Annotated in this window: 20 protein-coding genes and 1 pseudogene; 12 read left to right on the top strand and 9 right to left on the bottom strand. The window is 64.7% G+C overall.

Features of this window, described 5'->3' with window-relative positions; genetic code table 11:
- The first annotated feature begins 812 nt into the window (after positions 1-812).
- Together ABD987_RS07890 and ABD987_RS07885 are read left to right on the top strand one after the other, a co-directional pair.
- A complete protein-coding gene (locus ABD987_RS07890; RefSeq protein WP_345388647.1) occupies positions 813-5588 on the top strand; it encodes a tetratricopeptide repeat protein in 4776 nt (1591 codons plus the stop codon).
- 21 nt (positions 5589-5609) lie between these two features.
- Positions 5610-6020, top strand: a complete 411-nt coding sequence (locus tag ABD987_RS07885; RefSeq protein ID WP_345388645.1) for a hypothetical protein — start codon at positions 5610-5612, stop codon at positions 6018-6020.
- An 819-nt stretch (positions 6021-6839) separates the two neighbouring features.
- On the opposite strand, the gene ABD987_RS07880 is transcribed toward ABD987_RS07885, so the two are convergent.
- Entirely contained in the window at positions 6840-7052 is a 213-nt protein-coding gene (locus ABD987_RS07880; protein WP_345388643.1) for a hypothetical protein, read from the bottom strand.
- Positions 7053-7571: 519 nt separating this feature from the next.
- Between ABD987_RS07880 and ABD987_RS07875 the strand changes: the two genes are divergently transcribed.
- The 5 genes from ABD987_RS07875 (at position 7572) to ABD987_RS07855 (ending at position 10063) form a co-directional block, all read left to right on the top strand.
- A complete protein-coding gene (locus ABD987_RS07875; RefSeq protein ID WP_345388641.1) occupies positions 7572-8051 on the top strand; it encodes a YbaB/EbfC family nucleoid-associated protein in 480 nt (159 codons plus the stop codon).
- A complete protein-coding gene (locus ABD987_RS07870; protein ID WP_345388639.1) occupies positions 8048-8359 on the top strand; it encodes a YbaB/EbfC family nucleoid-associated protein in 312 nt (103 codons plus the stop codon). Before ABD987_RS07875 ends, ABD987_RS07870 begins: the two co-directional genes overlap by 4 nt.
- A complete protein-coding gene (locus tag ABD987_RS07865) occupies positions 8356-8712 on the top strand; it encodes a hypothetical protein (RefSeq protein ID WP_345388637.1) in 357 nt (118 codons plus the stop codon). The genes ABD987_RS07870 and ABD987_RS07865 overlap by 4 nt, the downstream gene beginning before the upstream one ends.
- Before the next feature lie 2 nt (positions 8713-8714).
- A complete protein-coding gene (locus ABD987_RS07860; RefSeq protein ID WP_345388635.1) occupies positions 8715-9440 on the top strand; it encodes a WXG100 family type VII secretion target in 726 nt (241 codons plus the stop codon).
- A 62-nt stretch (positions 9441-9502) separates the two neighbouring features.
- Positions 9503-10063, top strand: coding sequence for a DUF3558 domain-containing protein (locus ABD987_RS07855; protein WP_345389864.1), 561 nt, complete (start codon positions 9503-9505; stop codon positions 10061-10063).
- 611 nt (positions 10064-10674) lie between these two features.
- Here the strand turns inward: ABD987_RS07855 and ABD987_RS07850 are convergent.
- Complete coding sequence (locus tag ABD987_RS07850) at positions 10675-11217, bottom strand: hypothetical protein (RefSeq protein ID WP_345388633.1); 543 nt, start codon at positions 11215-11217, stop codon at positions 10675-10677.
- A 92-nt stretch (positions 11218-11309) separates the two neighbouring features.
- Here ABD987_RS07850 and ABD987_RS07845 point away from each other — a divergent pair, with 92 nt between their 5' ends.
- Entirely contained in the window at positions 11310-12422 is a 1113-nt protein-coding gene (locus ABD987_RS07845; protein WP_345388631.1) for a hypothetical protein, read from the top strand.
- Positions 12423-12472: 50 nt separating this feature from the next.
- Here ABD987_RS07845 and ABD987_RS07840 read toward each other — a convergent pair whose 3' ends face one another.
- A complete protein-coding gene (locus tag ABD987_RS07840; RefSeq protein ID WP_345388629.1) occupies positions 12473-14065 on the bottom strand; it encodes an FAD-dependent monooxygenase in 1593 nt (530 codons plus the stop codon).
- Between the two features lie 149 nt (positions 14066-14214).
- Here ABD987_RS07840 and ABD987_RS07835 point away from each other — a divergent pair, with 149 nt between their 5' ends.
- The 4 genes from ABD987_RS07835 (at position 14215) to ABD987_RS07820 (ending at position 17257) form a co-directional block, all read left to right on the top strand.
- Complete coding sequence (locus ABD987_RS07835) at positions 14215-14781, top strand: TetR/AcrR family transcriptional regulator (RefSeq protein WP_345388627.1); 567 nt, start codon at positions 14215-14217, stop codon at positions 14779-14781.
- Between the two features lie 109 nt (positions 14782-14890).
- On the top strand, positions 14891-15097 hold the full coding sequence (locus tag ABD987_RS07830; RefSeq protein WP_345388625.1) for a hypothetical protein: 207 nt from the start codon (positions 14891-14893) through the stop codon (positions 15095-15097).
- Positions 15098-15102: 5 nt separating this feature from the next.
- The gene (locus tag ABD987_RS07825) at positions 15103-16170 is read left to right on the top strand and encodes a serine hydrolase domain-containing protein (protein WP_345388623.1); all 1068 of its coding nucleotides are present in this window, start codon (positions 15103-15105) and stop codon (positions 16168-16170) included.
- Positions 16171-16195: 25 nt separating this feature from the next.
- Entirely contained in the window at positions 16196-17257 is a 1062-nt protein-coding gene (locus ABD987_RS07820) for a serine hydrolase domain-containing protein (RefSeq protein ID WP_345388621.1), read from the top strand.
- Between the two features lie 66 nt (positions 17258-17323).
- Here the strand turns inward: ABD987_RS07820 and ABD987_RS07815 are convergent, their stop codons facing one another.
- The 6 genes and pseudogenes from ABD987_RS07815 to ABD987_RS44545 all read right to left on the bottom strand — a co-directional run.
- Positions 17324-17635, bottom strand: a complete 312-nt coding sequence (locus tag ABD987_RS07815; RefSeq protein ID WP_345388619.1) for a hypothetical protein — start codon at positions 17633-17635, stop codon at positions 17324-17326.
- Between the two features lie 243 nt (positions 17636-17878).
- Positions 17879-18127, bottom strand: coding sequence for a DUF7683 domain-containing protein (locus tag ABD987_RS07810; RefSeq protein ID WP_345388617.1), 249 nt, complete (start codon positions 18125-18127; stop codon positions 17879-17881).
- 93 nt (positions 18128-18220) lie between these two features.
- Positions 18221-18562: a hypothetical protein gene (locus ABD987_RS07805; RefSeq protein ID WP_345388615.1), complete on the bottom strand. Its 342-nt coding sequence runs from the start codon at positions 18560-18562 to the stop codon at positions 18221-18223.
- A gap of 143 nt (positions 18563-18705) precedes the next feature.
- Positions 18706-19095, bottom strand: coding sequence for a hypothetical protein (locus tag ABD987_RS07800; protein WP_345388613.1), 390 nt, complete (start codon positions 19093-19095; stop codon positions 18706-18708).
- 436 nt (positions 19096-19531) lie between these two features.
- Positions 19532-20062: a DUF4262 domain-containing protein gene (locus ABD987_RS07795; protein WP_345388611.1), complete on the bottom strand. Its 531-nt coding sequence runs from the start codon at positions 20060-20062 to the stop codon at positions 19532-19534.
- Positions 20062-20139: pseudogene (locus tag ABD987_RS44545) on the bottom strand (HNH endonuclease); the annotation flags it as partial. The pseudogene ABD987_RS44545 and the gene ABD987_RS07795, both read right to left, overlap by 1 nt.
- Positions 20140-20519 lie beyond the last annotated feature (380 nt).

Below are 20519 nucleotides of genomic sequence, written 5' to 3'. Positions count from 1 at the left end.
CGGTGAAAGACCGCATGATTGAGTTGCCGGCGCTGGTCGTCGTCGCGGGCCTGGTAAACCTGGACTGCGGTGAGGAAGGTCGTCGTTCGCGGTGACCTGGTAGTCGAGTCCGCCTTGGAGCGGAAGAATCGGCACGTCGAGCGTGCCGGCGGTCGCGACAGGGTCGTCACCGCCTAGCTCAAGACACGTCCCGGGTGTGAAGCCCATCGGAAGCTTTGATCGCGGCGTCCTGACCGATAGTCGTCGCGGGTCCGCCCGTGCCACCGCTTTCTCCAGCGGAGTCAAGGCGGCGCTGGCACGCCAGGGCATCACAGCATGTGCGTCGGTGGCCGAGTAGAAGCCTCAAGACCCGGTAAGCGGCGTCCCGGCGGGTCTTCGTCCTGGCCAGGACGCTGATCGCGACGAGGCCCGAGGTAACGGCGAATAAGACTATCCCGGCGCTGCACGCGACGGCCGCCAGCGTAGACAGTTGTGTCACGGCCAGCGCGTAGCAGCCGACAACTGCTCTGGCCCTCATGGTTGTCATGAGTCAACAGTGGCTCGTCTGGTGTCCGGTTTGGTCCGGCCGCCGAAGCCGGACGCGAGACCACATAAGATTGGGCGTCAATTTCCCAGCATGATTGAGCGCCCGAGGAGTGCCGCACGTGGACCCGCGTCTCACATTTGCTGAACACCTGCGCGAGTTACGAGTACTGGTGGGCGAGCCGAGCTATCGGGAATTGGAAGTTTGCGCCAGCAGGCTGCCTGGAGCCAGGCTGGCCAGAGCCACCATCAGCGACTTGTTGAGTGGCAGAGCCTCACGGTGGCCCACGGTGGAATCGTTCGTGTTGGCATGCGAGCGATATGCCAAGGACAAACGAGCAGGCGTACCACCCGAGTCATTCGATCTGGCTCGTTGGCGGGCGGACTTCGACGCGACTCGGCGCCTGGAAGCGGATCTGGGCGGGGGACCGTTGCGAGAGCCGTACCGGCCGGCCGACAGCGCGGAAACACCGGTGCGGCTGTTGCGTGCGGAATACGCGTTGGTGCCGTTCCAGGCACGTGATGAACTGACTGTGCTGCTGGAATGGTGCCGTCAGGTCGTCGAGGGTGACCGAACGGGCATCGCGGTCGTGGACGGAATTGGCGGCGCGGGCAAAACCCGACTGGTGCTCGAGTTGGCCAACCGATTCCGGCAGGAGGGCTGGTACTCGGGCGTGCTGCCCAAGGGCGCCGATCCGACTTCGTTGACGACCGTGAGCACACCCCTCCTGGTAGTGGTGGACTACGCGGACGGTCGGGTCAGCGAGGTGACGAACCTGCTAAAACTGCTGCGTGCCGGACGAGACCGGCCGTCGGTCGTGGTGCTCACAGCTCGGTCCGCCGCCGGCCAGTGGTTCACCGACATCGTGGGCGCCCTGGACGACGACCGGCACTCTTACCGACGTGAGGAAATCACCCTTCCGGACGAGCACCCGAGCACGACGGACATATTTCTCCGGACGATCGCCGCGCTGGCTCCCAACGGCCGGGTGTCGATTCCGCTCACACCAAGTACCGCCATCCGATGGACGACGCTTGACCTCGTGCTCCTCGGGTGGATCGCCGCTTCCGGTGTCACCACACTGCCTACCACCCAAACTGAACTGTACGACGAAGCGTTGCGGCACGAAGAGAACTACTGGTGCAAGGTGTATACGGAGCTGGCAGGCCGTACACCTGACCGGAGACTGCTGCGCACCGCCGCGGCCTGCGTGTCGCTCGTGGCCGCGGACGAAAAGCAGGCGGGTCGGGTGCTCACCGCCATCGACGACCTGAACGACGACCCAACGGAACGACGCCTCATCCGGCGCACGCTGCAGACCTGCCTCAACCCGGCCAGCGGGGAAGGACTCGCCGTCCGCCCCGATCCGATCGGCGACCACCTGCTGCTCAGCGAACTCGCTCGAGACGAATCACTGCTCCACGCGACGCTCGCCCACGCTGGTGAGCAGCGGACTGACACCGCGATCGCCATCCTGGACAGGGCCGGACAGCGCGAGCCGGCCACCACCGTCCCCATGATCACCGCGATCCTCGATGCCGAGCCGACACGGTGGCGAGCCGCGTTCGCCGTGGCGATCCGACAGCCCGGGCCAGCACTCACCGCACTGTGCGACGTCGTCTCCCGTCCTTCGACCGCCATTCCGCTGGATTCCCTCTCTGCCGAACTGCCATTCAGGACCATGCCGATGTACGAACTCGGCCTCATCGTCGACAAGACCCGCCTGGACGACGCGCGGCGGAACGGGGCGCCTCGGCATATCGTCGCCGAGCTTCTCGCACAGGTCGCAGAGCGTGCCCGCTATGCCGGTGACCCGGTCACCGGCTTCGCCGCGATCACCGAAGCGGTTGGTCACTACCGGGAACTCGTGATCACCGAGCCCGCCGGCTACGAGCGCGATCTGGCAATGTCCCTGGAACGCCAGGCCGTGTTCCAGGTCCAGCTGGGACATCCACAAGAGGCGCTGACGACCACCAAGGAGGCCGTCTCACGTTACCGGCTGATGGCGCGGACAGAGCTCGGAACGGGCCTGCCCCAACTGGCAAGCGGGGTGGCTAGCCTCGCCAACCGACTGCTCGCTCTGGGGCGTCATGAGGATGCGCTCGCAGCCGCTGAAGAGGCCGTGGACCTCCATCAACGCCTGACCACGCCTGACTCGACCTTTCGCCGACGTGAACGGGCCAGAGCGTGGTCGATCCTCGGCGCGACCCGGAGCGTCATGGGCATTCATCAGAAGGCACTGGACGCGACCGAAGAAGCAGTGACGCTGTATCGGCAGCTCGCCGCTGACGACCCGGCGGGCTTCCTGGCCGATCTCGCTGGTTCGCTGGCCAACCTCGGCGTGCAGTTATCCGACGTGGATCGACTGGGTGAGGCGCTCAACGTGGCGGTGGAGGCCGTCCACATTCACGAATATCTGGCCGACGCCAACCCCGCCGTCCATCTTCCGGATCTCGCGGCGGCGTTGACCAACCTCGGCCATCGTTTGTCCGAAGTAGACATCCGGGAAGCCCTCGCGGTCGTCACGAAGGCCGTTGACATCTACCGGCGACTAGCGGGATCGGGACGGGCCGGACATGGGGCTCACTTCGCAGCGTCGCTCATCAGCCTGAGCAAATGCCAGATGGCTGCCAAACAGTGGGAAGAAGCGCTCGAAACCGCGCAGGAAGCCGCGGAGAGCTGCCGGCAACTGTTCATAATGAATCCGGACGCCCACATTCGAAACCTTGCCATGGCCACCCTCACGCTCAGTCTCGCCCTGATGTGCACGAACAATTACGAGAAGGCGCTCGAAGCAGCAGAAGAAGCCGTTACCCTTCATCGGCGACTCGCCGCAGCGAATCGGGTCGCTCACCTGAACGGGCTGGCCAACGCACTGAACGCTCTCAAAAGCGCACGATTGAATCTGGGGCGGCACGGGGAAGCGCTGGAAGCAGCGGAGGAAACACTCGACCTGTACCGGCGACTCATCCGACTCGACCCGGCACGCCACCAGCGGCACCTCGCCGACTCGATGTTCTCCGTCAGTCGTCTGCTCTCCGCGACGGAGCGTCGCGACGAGGAGTTCGCCGCGGGAGAGGAAGCCACGGCACTGTATCGACGATTGGCCGAGGAGAACCCGACTCTTGACGACCTGTCCAAGTTCGGTGCCGCACTGATCAGCTTCAGCCTGAGTCTGGTAGGTCAGGGGCAGTGGCGACGTGCGCACCAGTGTGTCGTAGAAGCCGTCGACCTCTTCGAACATCTAACCGATGTGAATTCCGCCAGACACCTTCCTGATCTGGCTCGTGCACGGGACTTACTCGGAGCGATCCAGACCAACTTGGGATGGTTCGATGACGGGCTGGCATCTGCGAAGAATGCCGTTGGTCTGTATCGCAAACTGGCTGACGCGGACCGGAACGCCTACCTCCCCGGCCTTGCCGCGTCGCTGCACAACCTCGGCGCCATTTACTCTGGGATGGACCGGCGGCAAGAGGCGCTGCTCGCCGCTGAGGAGGCTGTCCAGCTCTATCAGGAACTGACTGCGGACGACGTGTTGGCTTATCTGCCCCAGTTTCCCAACGCTTTGAGTGGTCTCAGTAATGTCTTGTCCGCGCTGGAGCGGCGGGAGGAAGCACTGCTGGCCGTTGAGGAAGCCGTCGCGCTGTACGAGCAGCTCGACGAGCTGAGCCGAGTCCGAATTTCGCCTGAGTGGGCGGGTTCACTGATCACTCTCGGCGGCCGACTGGAAGCGGTGGGTCGGCATCAGGAGGCGGTCGCGGCCACAGAACAAGGTGTTGCGATCCAGCGCCGGCTGGCCGAGGAGAATCCGATCGCGCACCTTTCCAAACTTGCCGACTCACTGAACAATTTCGGCGTTTACCTGTCCCGCGTGGATCGGCCCCACGACGCGACCGCGGCCATGTCGGAGTCTGTCGCGCTGTACCGTCAGCTTACCGAAGCGGATCCGGTCGCACACCTGCCCCGTTTTTGCGTTGTGCTGAACACACTCAGCAAACAGTTTGACGTGGACGAGAACGACGAGGCCGCCGGGAAGGTGTGGGACGACGCGATCAACGCTGTGCCGCCCGGACCGGCGCGCGCAGAGCTACGCACTGCCCTGGCGCGGCGGTGGGCAGCGGCGGACCATACCGAGGCGGCGCTGGAACAGGTGTTCCGCGCCGTGGCCGAAGTGGACGACCCAGCGCTCGACACGGCCGATGCAGCGGCACACGCTTTCCGTGTCAGACAATCGATCCGCGGCGTCGTCATTGAGTACGGCATGATCTCCGACGCCTTGCCGACGTGGGCGGTGCGGCCGATTCCACGAGCGCAGCTCGAACTTTGTGACGCTATGGAAACAGTCGAGGACTGGATCACCGCACGGAAGCTGTTGTGCGAGTACAAGGAGGTGTTCGACGACGTCGAGTTCGCCGCGAACGTGGAGATCATCGCAGCTCTTCGGTCGAGTACCTCGATCGAAAGCAAGCTGGGTGTGCCGCTGAAGGTGATTGCGCGAGACGGGTTCGACGCGTACGTGGCCGATCAGGACGCCCGCCACGCTGAGCACGAACTTCTGAAGTCCTGGCTCGCAATGCCGAGCCGGGACGACTTCGCACGGTTCTACCGCACGCACTGGGACGCGCTCTCGCGCGACAGCTGCCAGCGGCGTCTGGCCACCTTCGACGATCCGGCGACGCCAGTTGGTCTCGCGGTCCTGGCCCTCGGGACCACTCTGTCCCCGGATGACGTGTTGGCCATCGTCACCGATTCCGCGACGGCCACGGACGCCGCGTTCCAAGCCATCGAGACTGGGCACCTCGGTCGGCTCTGGGCCATCGCCGAAACGGCGCCCGAGTTGCGGGCAACACCGACCACCTGGGGGTTGATCGTCGTCGGTCACCTGCTAGAACAGGGTCGGCCGGACGCGGCGATGGATGTCGGCCGTCAACTCGCCGAGTTGGGCACCCCAATTGTTCGCCGGGCGCACGCCGCACGGCTACGTGCGCTCCTGAAGTGCCGACCGGAGCTGGCCGAACTGCCAGAACTGATCAACATCATCGACCACACGCCATCCGGCTGACGTCCCGGTAGCGGAGGAGCGATGGCCGAGCGTGGCCTGCCAGCCCAACTAGTTCTCCTGCGGACCGAAATTTTCTTCCACGAACAGCTCCGCGGGAAGATCGGACAGTGCCATGATGCGTATTCGCCGGTTGTCGAGAGCGCGAATGCGCTCGAAGCCGGTTACGGCACGGGAACCTTGCATCAACCGATGACGGCCGCAGGCTCTGACCTCTCCCTCGTGGGCGATCTCGCCGCCAAGATCACTGCCGCAACTGCGCTGGAAACGGCTGGCCACTACGCACACCGCCTTCCCAGCGAACAGCTGACCATTGCCCTCCAAGCACGCCGCGGATGGACCGGCCCCTTCGACCTCGGCTACACCGGCAACGCTCGCTGGGCATCCGCCATCGCGCCGCCGCATGAGGACTGTCCTACGTGCGGCAAGCCGTGACAGACACCGTCCCCGCCGCCATCATCGTTACCACGCCTGCCGTCAACGCCATCGCCCACGAGGCACGAGCTTCCCGTGACGGCACCGAAACCGGCGGGATTCTACTCGGCACGACAGAGCGCAGCGGCCTCGTTATCCGTCATGCCGGTGGACCCGGTCGACATGCCACTCGACGAGCGACATCCTTCGAACGCGATCTCAACTATGCCCAGGCGCTCGGCGATTGGGCCTTCGAACAGGCCGGAAGCGGGTGTGGGTCGGAGAATGGCACACCCACCTCCGAGTTCCGGCCGTGCCGAGCTCCCGAGATCTCGCTATCTACCAGGGCCTGCTCGCTGAACCCGAGCTCGCCTTTGACGTCTTCGTAGCGATCATCCTCGCTGATCCAACAACGAATGGGAGCAACCACAAATAGCACCATGGCTCATCACATCCGCCCAGGCCCAAGCCGTAATAGCAGATTACGGCGGTGTAGCCAACGACGATCGACCCAACCGATGAGCGACGTTCGAGGTGGCCTGTAGTTCAGGCTGCAAGGGGCTGCCCTTCTCAGCGTCACGCGGTGAACGGCTCAGCCGTTGATCGCCCTCAATAGGTTCCTGGTACTCGGAGCGCACGGCCTTGACCAGTCGCCGCGCCGGAGTCGCGCCTATGCCTAACTGAACACGAAGGGTTTCGCCGAATCGGCTTCTGGTGCACGGCACGATGCGCGGTTGGCCGGTGAGCCACGCGCTCGACAGCCCCGTTCACGACATGGGAAGGTTAAGACCCCCCCAGTCACGTCTGGTGCTCACTGTCATTTGGGTCTGGCTGGGCGCGCTAAACTGGGTTACGGCCCTCGGTAAGGGCCTCGGCAGTGAGTTCGACGCGGCTTCCGTTCGGGTCGAAGCCGAACATCCGCGTCGGACGGTTCAGGGGTGCGGATTTCGAGGGATAGTGGAAGTAGAGAACCTCGCCACAGTAGGGGCGCGCCTCTGTCATGATTGCGTCTTGACAGGTCGCCAGAATGGTGATGCCGTGATCCTTGGCCACGGTCGCAATAGCGTCAAGGACCTCGCGCCGATGTTCTGCTCCGAGTGAATCGGCGAGTTCATCAAGAATGAGTACCCGTCCACGCGGGTGAGGCGCGGCGAGCAGAGCCGCAAGGACAAGGTGGATCGAAAACAGCTTCTCCTGCGCCGTGTTGGTGACATTGTCGTAGGGAAGCAGGGGGCCACCCGGATTCCTGCGCCACCGGGGGGTGACGCGGCATGTCCAGTCTTGGTCCGGCGCACCGGGAGGAATTGTCGGCGCGTGAACTGAACCATGTGACGACAAAGGCGGGGTCGAATCATTCGTCGTTTGTCCGCAGCGGTCTTCTTCACCTCCTCGTACTCAGCCCGGCTCAACCCCGCGCAGAACGTAGGGGGGTTGCCGCAGTGACAGGAGCGACGCGAGAAGCAGGAACTGGGTGCGGTTCACCACCGTCACAGTTGAGTGCGGCTCACGTACGATCAGTGGCGAAGATCGACAAGGAGGGGGCGGGAGAATGTTCGATGCCGTGATCCGGCCATGAGCACGCCACGGTCAGCGATCGGTGATCTCGAGGTGGTGCGGCGGCAGGCCGGAGAACTCGACGACAGGCTCGCCGCAGCGCGTCACACGTCGCGGTCCCCGGACGGCCTGATCACCGCGGTCGTGACAGGCCAGGGCACGCTGATCGACCTGAGCATCGCGGACCGCGCGCTGGAGGGACCCCACGTCCAGACGGTGGGCATTCGCATCGTCCAGGCGGTCACAGCGGCACGCGACGCCGCGCGGGCCGAGGCTCTTCCGCAGCTGAACGCCCTGTTCGGCAAACAACCGCCACCACCAGTCGACGGCCCTGCCGCCGGTAGGCCGACCGCACACCACCACGACAGCGTTCCCTCACCCGGACAACAGAGTCCTCGCGGCACCCGCGCCAGCGTCTCCGCCGACGACGAGGAAAGCTTCGAGGAACTTGACTTTCTCTCACTCGACGAGCCGGATGAACGGGGCGGGCACTGGTGAGTAGCGAGGACATGCTGTACCACCTGGCCAAGGAGATCGACGCCCGCGTCGCGGCCGTCGAGAACGCGGCAACCGCCGGCGAGGCACTGCCGCTGGTGACCGACATCGGGGCGGGCCTCGGTGCGGTCACGGTCGACGGGTCGGGAACGCTGGTGTCGATCGACCTCGATCGGGACGCGATGGCGACCCAGACCGGCGCCAGTCTGGCAGGTCATGTTCTGCGAGCTGTCAACCGAGCGGAAACCGCGGCCTCGCGGCGACGTGAGGCGATGATCGCCGAGGCCGCGAAGGAGGGCGATTTCCGGTGACCACGCGTGAGTTCGACCTGGGAGGGGCCTCGTCCGGGTTCGAGGTGTACCCGGACGCGCTACGGAAAGCGAAGAGCGAGGTTTTCTTCGCGGCCGACCGTGTCATCTCCTTCGCGGGACACGACCTGCCCCCGCTGGTGCTCAAGGAGAACGACGTCGGGATGCTGGGAACCAAGGCGGGCATCGTCGATGTATTCAACTCGGTCGTCGACAGCATGCGGGACAAGAGCGAACGCGGCGCAGCGCAGTTGACCGGGCTGGCCGCTGCCTTGGCCAAGGCAGCGGACTTCTACGAAGCACAAGACGAGGAATTCTACAAACGTCTCCGCGACAAGGAAACCGAGACGAAGTGATCATGCCCCACGCCGCGCCACCCGCACCGGTCTCCGAAACACCGCCGCCCTACCCCGTCGACTCCGACGCGAAAATCCGGCAGGTGGCGACCGTCTTCCACCGCCCCGACATCATCAGGATGCTCGACGACATCCGCACACGACTGCTCGGCGACGCGCTCGGAGTCGAAGCCCTCGCCGCGGAATTCGCGAAGAACAAGACGCTGTACGCGGCGAAGGAAGACATCGGCAAGGCCGTCCAGGCGGTCAGCGGCACCTGGTCGGGCCGAGCGGCGGACCAGTTCACCACCTACGCTTCACGGGTCGGCGAGGCGCTCGACAAGGAGCAGTCCGCGGTCGGCAAGATGTCCGGGATCCTGGGCGAGGTCGCCAAGACTGTGATCCACACCTACGCCGAGGCCCTGCGCTTCCTGGGCAGATGCGCGACCGAACTGGGCAAGCTCTTCGCGAAAGGCCTGATCGCGATCGTCACCGCCGAGGTCCCGATCCTGGACGTCATCACCTCGAAAGACGTGCTCGACACCGTCATCGACGCCTTCAGCACGTTCGTCGACGGCGTCGTGGGCCTGTTCGCGAAAGCAGAAGAACAGATCGGCGACTTTGTGAAAAATGCTAACGCGCTCGTGCAGAACAACACCGATTTCCCCGAGATTCCCGAGCTCCCAGGAAACTCGGGAATGGACAATGATAAGCAGTGGAAGATCAACCCGTCGGCTTTCCCGGAGTGAGAATGGCAACCATGTCAAGGAGGCTGGCTGGCGGCTGCGCGATAGTCGTGGGCTTGTCCCTGGTGGTCGCATGCGGGCCACAACAGCCGAAACCTACCCTTTCGCAACGGCCAGAAGCCGCGAAGACGGGGCAGGCCCTGCCGTTCACACCGATTCAACAACCGCTGTCATTGAACGGTTTAACCGCTGATCCCTGCCGGATATTGAATCGTGAGCAGGTCGCCGCCACGGTGGCTGACCCGCCCGACGACGTCAAGGCCACCCCCCGGAGTGATGAACTCGGGATCCGCTGCTCCTGGGTTCAGTGGGGCGCTCCCCTTATCTCAGTCGTCGTCCCGTCGAGAACGTTGACGAACCTTGACGAGCTGGCGAAGTACCACGAGAAGCGGGCTGGCAATCTGGAGCCCTGGGCCGAGACCTCGATGTACGGCCTTCCAGTCGTCATCTATCGCGAAGTTCCCGGGCCGGCGAACTGCGACGTCGCGGTCGGGATCACCGACACCACGATGATCCATGTCGGTCTGGTCGGCAACCAGACCCATTCGCAGTATTGGGAGAACGATCCGTGCGGGAACGCACTCAAGACCACCGAGTTCGTGATCAACGCCCTCCGCAATCACTGACCCCGCACGAGGCACTACTTCGTCGCATCGCGGAATGACTGGTCGGCGGTGCGGGTCCCGCGTCGGCTGAACACCAACCTTGTCCTCGGTCCGGCGCGCACCGTCCCCGTTGTCGCGCCGGACTCGCACCCACTACGCGTCGATAGCGCGGCGCGGCCGATGCGATGTCGAGGATGGTGCTGTACCAATCGAGGGTGAAGCTGCCCGGCCCGGCCCAGCGCCACGGCCGCCGGTGCGGGTCGGTGGTTTTCGATGCCCGGGATGGTGAGGCGCGTGGTGGGTATGGCGGTAGAACCCGGCCGCGGCTGCTGCGGGAGGCCGCCAGGATGCAGCTGGGGCTGCTCGGCAAAGCCGAGGAGTTACCCCGCCCGGGTGCACGGGACATCCGACGCCCCGGAGTTCCTCACGGGCCAGGCACACCGGCGTGGCCACCGCGACCGCCAGCGCGGCACCGTAGGTTCTTCTGCTGGTTCTGGAAATGCGCACGAAAACCCTCCCAAGTATGTACGTGCACTACTGATTTCGTGAACCACTACGTCAGTTCCACGCATTTGTGCGCAGAGCTGACTTCTGCCGAATTTCAATGATTCGACAGAAAAAAGGGACGCTTTTCAGACGGGGTTGGTGAGGAGCGAGGTGGCGAGCGCGACCAGCGCGTCGGCACTCACCGGAATCTGTGGCGCAGGCGTTCCGCCCTGCCAGAACAGCGAGGTGTCCCGGGTGACCGACCGGGTGGCCCGTACGCGCAGCGGCACGCCGTGATCTGACCGGTAGACGTCCACGAGCACGGTCTGTGAGACGTTGTCGCCAGTGATGACCGCGGTGGCGTCGCCGATCTCACGGGTGCTGCAGGCATACATCCACGGCGCGCAAGTGGCCTCGCCGGACGTCGTCGGCGGGTCCATCACCTCGGCCGACAACGCCGCATAGAACCGCTGTTCAGGCTGCACAAGGACGCCCGCGCGATACGACGCCGACGCGCCGGCGCCGCCGCGATCGGTCACCCGTGACTCGCCGGTATCGGTGATCGGTACGGCCGCCGGGACCGTCTGCCGCAGCCTCTCCACCAGACGCTTGGCCCGCTCGTCACCCTGCCCGTCAGTGGCGATCCGCTGCGGGATCGGTGACGTCGGCGACGCCACCGCCGACGTCACCGGCGGAACCGGCCTCGACGGCGCGACCCCGCTCCCGTCGGCACAACTCGCCAAAGCAGCAATAAGCAGAACACTCGCGGAAAAACACAGAAATGTACGCACAGCCCCTTCGTTCCCCCTCTCCCGAACAGACACTATCGGCGGCAAATGACCAACGTCAAGCAAGATCCGCCACTCTGCGATTATATGCCCCGATCGGCGCAGATGTTCCCGCCGTCATTCACGACACGTTCAGCGGAATTTCCTTCATGCACGCCCCCATATGGCGGATATCTCGCCGACCTGGCCGCGGCGAGGTGGGGATCGTCGGGTGCGCCGCGGGTGAGACGGGATGTAGCAGGACGACAGATCTCAGCGATCAGTTCGAGGTGACAGAACGAACGGTTGTCCCGCCTGAGCCTGCCTCGTCCGCCGCCGACGAGTGGAAGCCCGGCCACCGCCACTGGCGGGTGACCACGACCGTAGCGATCGCGTCGGCCGTGGTCGCGGCGGTCAGTGCGACCGCCGCGGTGGTCACCGCCACGCGGGCACGCGAGACGCCGAAGGTGGTGGCGGAGGTCAACCTTCCCGAAATCTCGGGCAATCCGGGGATCGTGGCGATCGATCCGGCCGCGTCGTCGTGCACGGACGATCGGTCCAAGGTCCTCGTGGGCTGGGGACCCGAGCGGCCCATGTTCGGCGAAGAGGGAAGTGCGTACATCGGATTCAACTCGGTGAAGAACAACCCGAACCTCGGTGACGAACGCGCGTTCTACGGTGCACGTGTCGAAGGCTCCCCGAACCTCTGGAGCCACAAGATCGCGGTCGAACGCGGAAAGACGTACAGGCTGAGGATCTACGTGCACAACGGCAGCAGCCCGGCCCTCACCGCGGAGGACACCCTGCTCAAGGTCAACTTGCCCACTTGCGCCGGGCACAGCATCGGCACCGCGGCATTCCTCCGCAGCCGGGACGCCTTCCCGGCGGAGGTGTACGACGGCGTGACCTTCCAAGCGAACGAAACCTTCAACCTCGTCTACGTCGAGGGCAGCGCCGTTTTGGACGGGAACACGTTCGGTGAACACGGACTACGAGTCAGCGGCGGCGACTTCTTCACCGCGAAGGGTTTGCCTGTCGGCACCGGCGGGCTCGACGGGAAGATCCTCGGCGGCTACGGCAATTCCGTGTACTTCTCGTTCCTGGTCCGGGCGCAGTTCGCGGACTGACCACCAGGATGTTCCCGGCCACGGTCCTTGCCCTGAATGGCCAACTCTTCTCAGTGAGCCGACGTTGAAGAATCCCGAAGGATCGGCTCACCAAACCACCTGTGCAGGGCGACCGACAGGGCGGATATATCCGGGTTCTCGTCGGCGGCCCAAGCGACGTACCCGTCGGGCCGGACGAGCAGCGCGGACCATGCCACCTGCTGCGCGGGTTCGACCGACACCACCCGTACCCGACCCGCCCAGCCATCGACCGCATCCCGCACTGTCGCGTTGTCGGCCAGATCCACCAACAGCGCGCGTCCGTCGGCGCAATGGTCACCAACGCGTGTGCCGTCGGCCAGTTCGACGTCCGGGGCGGGTGCTCCGACCAGGTCGTGGTCCCCTGGCTCATACCGGTGCAGCATGCCGGAAAGCTTGGTGAGCACATAGGTCGCGCCGCTGGGCGTGGAGATCAGGTCGCTGAGCACGGTGCGCAGCGCCGAGCTGCGCGCGTCGGTTCGCATGGCGGCGACCTGTGCGCGCGTCCACTCCAACACCCACTCGCCGACCGGATGCCGCTCGGCGGTGTAGGTGTCGAGCAAACCCTCTGGCGCCGAACCCCGCACAACGGCGGCGAGTTTCCACCCCAGGTTCACCGCGTCACCGATGCCGAGATTCTGCCCTTGCCCACCCAATGGCGAATGCACGTGTGCCGCGTCGCCGGCGAGCAGCACCCGCCCCAGCCGATACGTGTTCGCCTGTCGTGTGTGGTCGGTGAAGCGGGTAGCCGAGTGGATCGCGGTGACCTTGACGTCGACGCCTGCCACCTTCCGCACCGTCGCCTCCAGTTCCGCCGGCGTGATGGGTGCTTCCCGGTCTTCCGGTGGACCGTCGAACTCCACGGTGACCAACCGCCCCGGGTATGGCCCATGCAGATACACGCCGCCAGCGGTGCGATTCCACCCTACTCGCAGTTTCTCGTGACCGATCATGTCGACAATGAACTGGCGCGCCGTGACCGCCGGGTCCACGCCGGGGAACTCGAACCCGGCGAGCTTGCGCACGACACTGCGCCCGCCATCGGCACCCACGAGCCATTCACCTCGAACCGTGCGCCCGTCGCTCAATTCGACTGTGACACCGGCCCCTTCGGCGGTGAATCCGGCGACTTCGGCGCCGCGCAGCACCGTGACGCCGAGGTCGGCCGCACGCTCGTTCAGCAGCGCCTCGATCTCCTGCTGCGACACCAGGATCACGCCGGCCGCCGGTCCGGCATGCGCGAACGTCGGACCCGTGAAATCGACCAGACCGATGTCGAGCACTATGCCCGCGAAGTGGGGTCCGACCGGACCGCCGCCGACAGCGTTCTCGATTCCCTTGGCTGCCAGGAACTTCCGCGTCCGCTCCACCGCGGCGTCGTGCCGCTCCTGCAGTTGTGGCAACATGCCACGCCGGTGGAAGGCTTGAGCCGTCGCCAAGTTCACGTACCCGGCTTTCATGGTCGGGTCGATACTCGTGAGCCGCTCGATCACCAGCACGTCGACGCCGGCCAACCCCAGCTCGCACGCCAACATCAGGCCAACCGGGCCACCTCCGGCAATCACCACGGAGTAGTCGGCGGCCTTGCTTGACCGACTGCCTACGGCCTCTGTCGATGGTGTCACAAAGATTCCTCTCAATCGCTGGTTGCGTCGACCATGGCTGACGTGGACAGCGATTCCCCCTGGAGAACTGAAGCAGTCCTTGACCGCGCTAGTGGACTATATGGAGGTTGCCGCGCAAACGCAAGCGCCGACTGCGTTAAGGTGCGGGGGTGAACGAGCGACAGCCAGCCCGACGGCCCGGCGGCCGCGCCGCCCGAGTCGGCGCGGCGGTCCACCGGGCCGTCACCGACCTGATCAGCGAACGCGGCTACGGCAACTTCACCGTCGGCGAGGTCGCGGCCCGCGCGGGCGTAGCCGACAGCAGCATCTACCGCCGGTGGGGCAATCTGGAAAACCTGCTCACCGAGGTGGCGCTCGCCCGCCTCAACGCGGTGTCACCGGTGCCTGACACTGGGAGCCTGGACGGCGACCTGCGCACCTACGCGGCCCAAATGGCCCGCGAGATCAGCGGACCCGACGGCCCGGCGGTGCTGCACCTGGCCGTCGCCCTGTCGAATTACGGCCAGCAAGGCCTGCGGGCCGCGGACAACCTCCGCGCCGAACGCATGCGGCAGTTGCAGTCCATGCTCGATCGCGCCCACGACCGCGGCGAGCAGGCACCCGACGCGCTCGACGTGCTGGATCACATCCTGTCCCCCATGTACATCCGCGTCCTGTTCGGCATGGGCCCGCTCACCGCGGACTACGTCGACGGGCTCGTCGACCGATTGCTGTGATCCCCGCTTCCCGCGACAACCGCGACGGCGAGTGGTAGCGCTGGCTCTACCGTGAATTCGGGAGTTGAAGGTATGTTGGCGTGCTTCGGCGGTTTCTAGTGTTTTCGGCATGGAATTGGAAGCTTCCCGCAGCCGCCAGGCCGGCGGCCCGGTCGTCACCACCCTGCTCTGGCTGATCTTCATCGCCAGCGCCGCCACGAACTCGATCGGCGGCTTCACCGGGCTGGACACCATGTTCCGGATGACGGCTGGCGGGATCGCCGTCGCCTGCCTGCTGATCCTGATCGTGCGCTTCGTCGCGCGCCGCAAGGACTGACGCCGGTGTTGAACACTGTGCCGTTGGTGCTGGCCGCGTCGCTGCTCGCGCCCGCGGCGCCGGCTGCCGCCGCTCCGGATCCGGTTCGCACGCTCGCGCAGGAGATCGTCTCGTCCGGCGCGACCGGGGTGCAGATCCGCACGGTCCAGGGCGGCAGCGCCCGCACCGTCACCGCCGGAGTGTCCGAACTGGACTCCCGGCGGCCGGTATCGCCGACCGGACGATTCCGGATCGGCAGTGCGACCAAGATGTTCACGTCCACTGTGGTCCTTCAACTCGTCGCCGAACACCGGATCGGGCTGGACACCCCGGTCGAGCGGTACCTGCCCGGGCTGCTGCCGCGCGGTGAAGAGATCACCGTGCGGATGCTCCTGCAGCACACCAGCGGGCTCTACGACTACGTCGATTCCCTCCCGCTGCGCGGGTCCGACCTGGAGAAGATCCGGTACCGGCACCATTCACCGGAGTCGATGGTCGCGATCTCGACCGCCAAGCCGCTGGGCTTCCCGCCCGGCAGCAAACATTCCTACTCCAACACCAACTTCATCGTGCTCGGGATGCTGATCGAACGAACCACCGGGCACGCATGGGGTGACGAGGCGGCGCAGCGCATCCTGCGGCCGCTCGGGCTGCACCACACGTCGGTTTCCGGGGACCGGCCCGGGATCCCGGGTCCGCACGCGCACGGATACCAGGAGATGGACGGGAAGCTGGTCGACGTCACCGAGCTGAACCCGAGCGTCGCCTGGTCGGCCGGTGAGATTGTTTCGACCACGGCGGATCTGGACAGGTTCGTCCGGGCGCTGGTAGCGGGACGGCTGCTGCCGCCGGACCTGCTGGCGCAGATGACGACCCCGCGTTCCGCGACCGAGGAGTACGGGCTCGGCCTGCGAACCCCGACCACCGCGTGCGGGGCACGGGTGTTCGGACATACCGGCGGGATTCCCGGGTTCCAGACCGTCGCGTTCACCAGCCCGGACGGGAAACGGCGCGTCGAGGCTTCGGTGACGTTGGGGCGGGGCCCGGACTTCGACTGGACTCGCGCCGTGCTCGACAAGGTCTTTTGCCGCTGAGTACCAACACCGAACGAGGAAACCGATGCTCAACACTGTGTCTTTCGTCCTGACCACTGCCCTGCTCGCACCCGCCGCACCGGCCGCGGCCGACCCCGTCCGCACGGCCGCGCAGGAAACAGTCTCGGCCGGCGCGACCGGCGTCCAGATCCGCGCGGTCCGGGACGGCCACACCCGAACGGCCACCGCCGGAGTGTCCGAACTGGACTCCCGGAAGCCGGTCTCGCCGACCGGACGATTCCGGATCGGCAGCACGACCAAGTCCTTCGTGGCCACTGTGGTCCTGCAACTCGTCGCCGAGCACCGGATCGAGCTGGACACCCCGGTCGAGCGGTACCTGCCCGGGCTGCTGCCACGCGGTGAAGAGATCACCGTGCGGATGCTGCTCCAGCACACCAGCGGGCTCTACAACTACCTCCGGTCGATCTCGCTGGCGGGCGCCGATCTGGAGAAGGTCCGCTACCAGCACTTTTCGCCGGAGTCGCTGGTTGCCATCGCGACCGCGCGGCCGCTCGAGTTCCCGCCGGGCAGCAGGTTTTCGTATTCCAACACCAACTACGTCGTGCTCGGCATGCTCGTCGAACGGGCCACCGGGCATGCCTGGGGCGAGGAGGTGACCAGGCGAATCCTGCGACCGCTCGGCATGCACCAAACGTCGGTTCCCGGCGACCGCACCCGGATCCCTGGCCGGCACGCACACGGATACCAGGAGATGAACGGGAAGCTGGCCGACATCTCCGAGCTGAACCCGAGCGTCGCCGGCGCCTCGGGCGAGATGATCTCCACCACCGTGGATCTGGACAAGTTCGTCCAGGCGCTGGCGGCGGGGCGGCTGGTGCCGCCGGCACTGCTGGGGCAGATGACCACCCCGCGATCGGCGACCGAGGAGTACGGGCTGGGGTTGCAGATCAGGACCACGCCGTGCGGGATTCCGGTCTTCGGGCACACCGGCGGGATCCCCGGGTACGGAACGATCGCGTTCACCAGCGCGGACGGGAAGCGCCGGGTGGAGGCTTCGCTGACGATGGGGCGCGGACCCGGCGATGACGCCTACTATTCGTTGATCGACAAGGTGATCTGCGCCTGAGCGCGGCACGGCCTGGGCCCGGCCGGGGAGCCGGCCCCAGGCCGGAATCCGCTGTGTGCACGAGGCTCACTCGTGCCGCTTCCAGCGATCGCCGGCGAAGCGGATGAGCGCCGCGTCGAGTTCTGACGGCACCGCCCCCTTGGCCCCCACCGAGTACAGCGCGACCCACCCGGTGGAGTCGACCCGTACCCAGGTGTCGAGTGCCAAAGAGGGGGCCGGACGGAGTTGCAGCATGAACCCGCCACCTATGCCCCGCGGTGGCTCGAACCTGCGCACTGCGACTTCCTCGACGTCGGTCCAGTGGAAGGTGCCAGTCCGGCGTCCGAAGCCCGCCTCGATGACTTCACTGGTCAGTCTCAGCTTGGCCTTCCGGCTCATCAGGCGCCACGGCACCCAGCAAAGCAGCGCGATGCCACCCCAGGTCGCCCCGACGGACAGTCACATCCCGACCTCCGCCCAGGCATCAAGCTTGGCGATCACCACCACCGAACCACCGGCCATGACCAGCGCCAGCTTCCACCCGCTCCCGAAACGGCAGGGGTCCCCGGCGCCGCGCTGGTGTCATCGAGCCGTGTCGCGAAACCCTGCCCGCAATCAATTCATCACACCGGAAACAGTAAATCAGCCAGCATACTCACTCAGAAAGAACTCGAACTTCCCTTCGTCGAGTCGAGCTTCAACAACCGAATCGCTGGAGGCTAAACGAAGCGCTGAAACCACCTGCCGCGCAGTCAGCGGGTAGCTGGCTGGGATTGATATGTCACTCAACCCCAACTCCTTTTTCAGCTCATCGCGGCTGACGTCGATGAGCGCGACCTCCCACTCAAGTAGCTCATCGGATCTCCGAAACGCTTCAACCTGCCAGGCCATGGATCCACCTTTCAGGGACTGCGCCCTTACCTAATATGAGTTGCCGATTTCAAGTACGCACGCAACGAAGCGGCATCTGTTCACCTTCCCAGCTCAAAGCACCTTTGCGAAATGTCTGACATCGCCAAGCGCGTCTTCGGCGATACCACCCACCACGGGGTCACCTAGTAGCCCCTCAAGGCGAGTGACGAGCCGGGAACTGACAAGTCCGTGCATCCTCCCAAGGTGACCCACGCATGTCACTGCCAGCGCACACAGTTGAGGGTCGTTTCTCTTCTGCAGCTGCGCCGACAGCAAATCCTCCACCCAGGTACGGTCCGGGTCGTTGTAGGTCAGCGAGAGAAGCGCTCGCGTCGATCGAGCGGCATCACCGCTTGCGAGATCTTCCAACATCTCCACTCGCCACGCCTGGTCCACCATTGTGTCGTCGCTCATGGCTGCACCACATCCCCGCCACCTTGATAGCGCGCCCCAGCGCGTTCTTTTTAGCCTGAGCCTCCGGTCCAAGTTGATGTCCACACATTCCCGTGGGACATTCTACCCGCTACCGCGAGCGGGTCGCAGGGCGGGAGAGTCGACTACCTCTTCGAGACCATTGAAATCCCACCCGCCGCAAGGGAGAACATGCGCGTCAGCGCCTTGCGGACATCTGGGTCTCTGTCAAGCCGATCCAAGGATTCAAACCTCGCCGGATCAAGATCGATCGTGACAACTCCGCCGGCATCTCCGCCATCCACAGCCGAGAAGAGGAGAAGACATCGATAGGATCGTACAACTCCCCCTCTCTCTTCGCGCATCATCGCCTGAAGGAGCCCAGGCCCTTCCTTGACCTGACCGCGGAGCGCCTCCGCCGAGGTCCACCGAGTCGCCCAGCCACGCTCCTCTGCCTCCATCTGGATTTCGAGCAACACGTCAAAGCTGATCTGACAGACACGAAAGTCGGGGTCATCCACGTGAATCACAGACATCAGTGCATCATCCCTCACCCAAACCATCAACTCGGATTGGTGTTCCCGGGTCGATTCGCCCGTCCCGGATTAATTTTAGATCCACGCTGACGCCAGGGAGACTTCGCCGGAGTCGAAGATTCCGAACATCATCAGTCAGCGCGAGAAGTCGTCAAGATCCAGTTCTTCTTTGACATATTCTTCGTAAGTTTGAGTTGCCACCAACAGCAGGTCGATCGACTGCCCTATCTCGGCTGCCAGTCGAACCACGTCCGGCCGGGCAATTCCGGGACAAGCAGGCTGAGACGACACATACTCGCCAAGAGTTCTTCGGAAAAATAATCAGCCAGCCCAAGGCGTCAACTTTTGGCACTCACCAGCACCAGTTCCATCCGAAACAAACGGAACGATGTCACGCAAATCGCGATAACCATTCCACCCTTCCGGAAATTCTCTCTCAGCGATTTCCATTATGAGTATTCCACACTGCAGGCTGACGCTCTTTGAGCCAGCCAGGCGCCACGTCATCCCACGGAAAGACGCCACTACCATCGGGCCAAGCCATAATCAAGACAGGGTACGAATCAGACTTGTAGAAGTTTTTCGCCTGCGTCAGGTATTCATTACAGCCAGCTTCGCCGAGATCCCGGAACACGACCTCCACACCCTCCAAGACTTCAGGAGAGATATCTCCTTCCTGAAACACCGATCCCGCCTGCACAAGGCCACAGATTGTATCCAAGATAGCAAACTCTGTCTCTATTTCGAGACCGAATACGACCACTTCGGCATGCTGGAACGTATGAAACATGCCAATGGTGTACGAATACTCGGACTCGCCAGAAATCTCGGAGAATACGCCTACTTTATGAAAGCCATCCTCGCGAATATCGGCCAGCATTTCTCCACCGCGTCCAACTGAGCGCAAATCAGCTTCACGCACCACGCCGCACAACTCGCACGAGTCGTCATGCGATTTAAAACTCATCACTTATCCCATTTCTCACGGTTGCATATGCGGCATAGTAGCTGACCATTGGACCTGTCACCGGAACCTCCGCGCGACTTTGGGTGATGTGATCGACCTGACCATCAGTCACCGGAGGTGTTACACCTTTTTGCGACTTTTGCGGCTCTGCGCACCCGCGAGCGGTACACCGGCGAGCACTGGAACTCCTCCCAGCCACCACCGCGCGTGTCGCCGAACTGCTCGACGCCCTGCGCCCCGACATCGCCACCTGACACCACCGGAGACCCTGCACGGGACCACAGGTTTCGACGCGTGCCAGCCGCGCACCAGTGTTCGGTCGCTACGCTCTGCCGCGGCTCCTGCGCGCGCCCTCCCCCTAGCTGCGCTGGAGCCCTGTGCACGGAGGTATGTTTCACGACGTCACGGACAGACCCATCACGATCAGCTACGCTGACGTACTGGACGACTACGCAGG

This window comes from Amycolatopsis samaneae (assembly GCF_039541975.1).
Lineage (GTDB): Bacteria > Actinomycetota > Actinomycetes > Mycobacteriales > Pseudonocardiaceae > Amycolatopsis > Amycolatopsis samaneae.
Note: the sequence above shows the minus strand (reverse complement) of the source record. Positions and strands in the feature narration are given on the sequence as shown.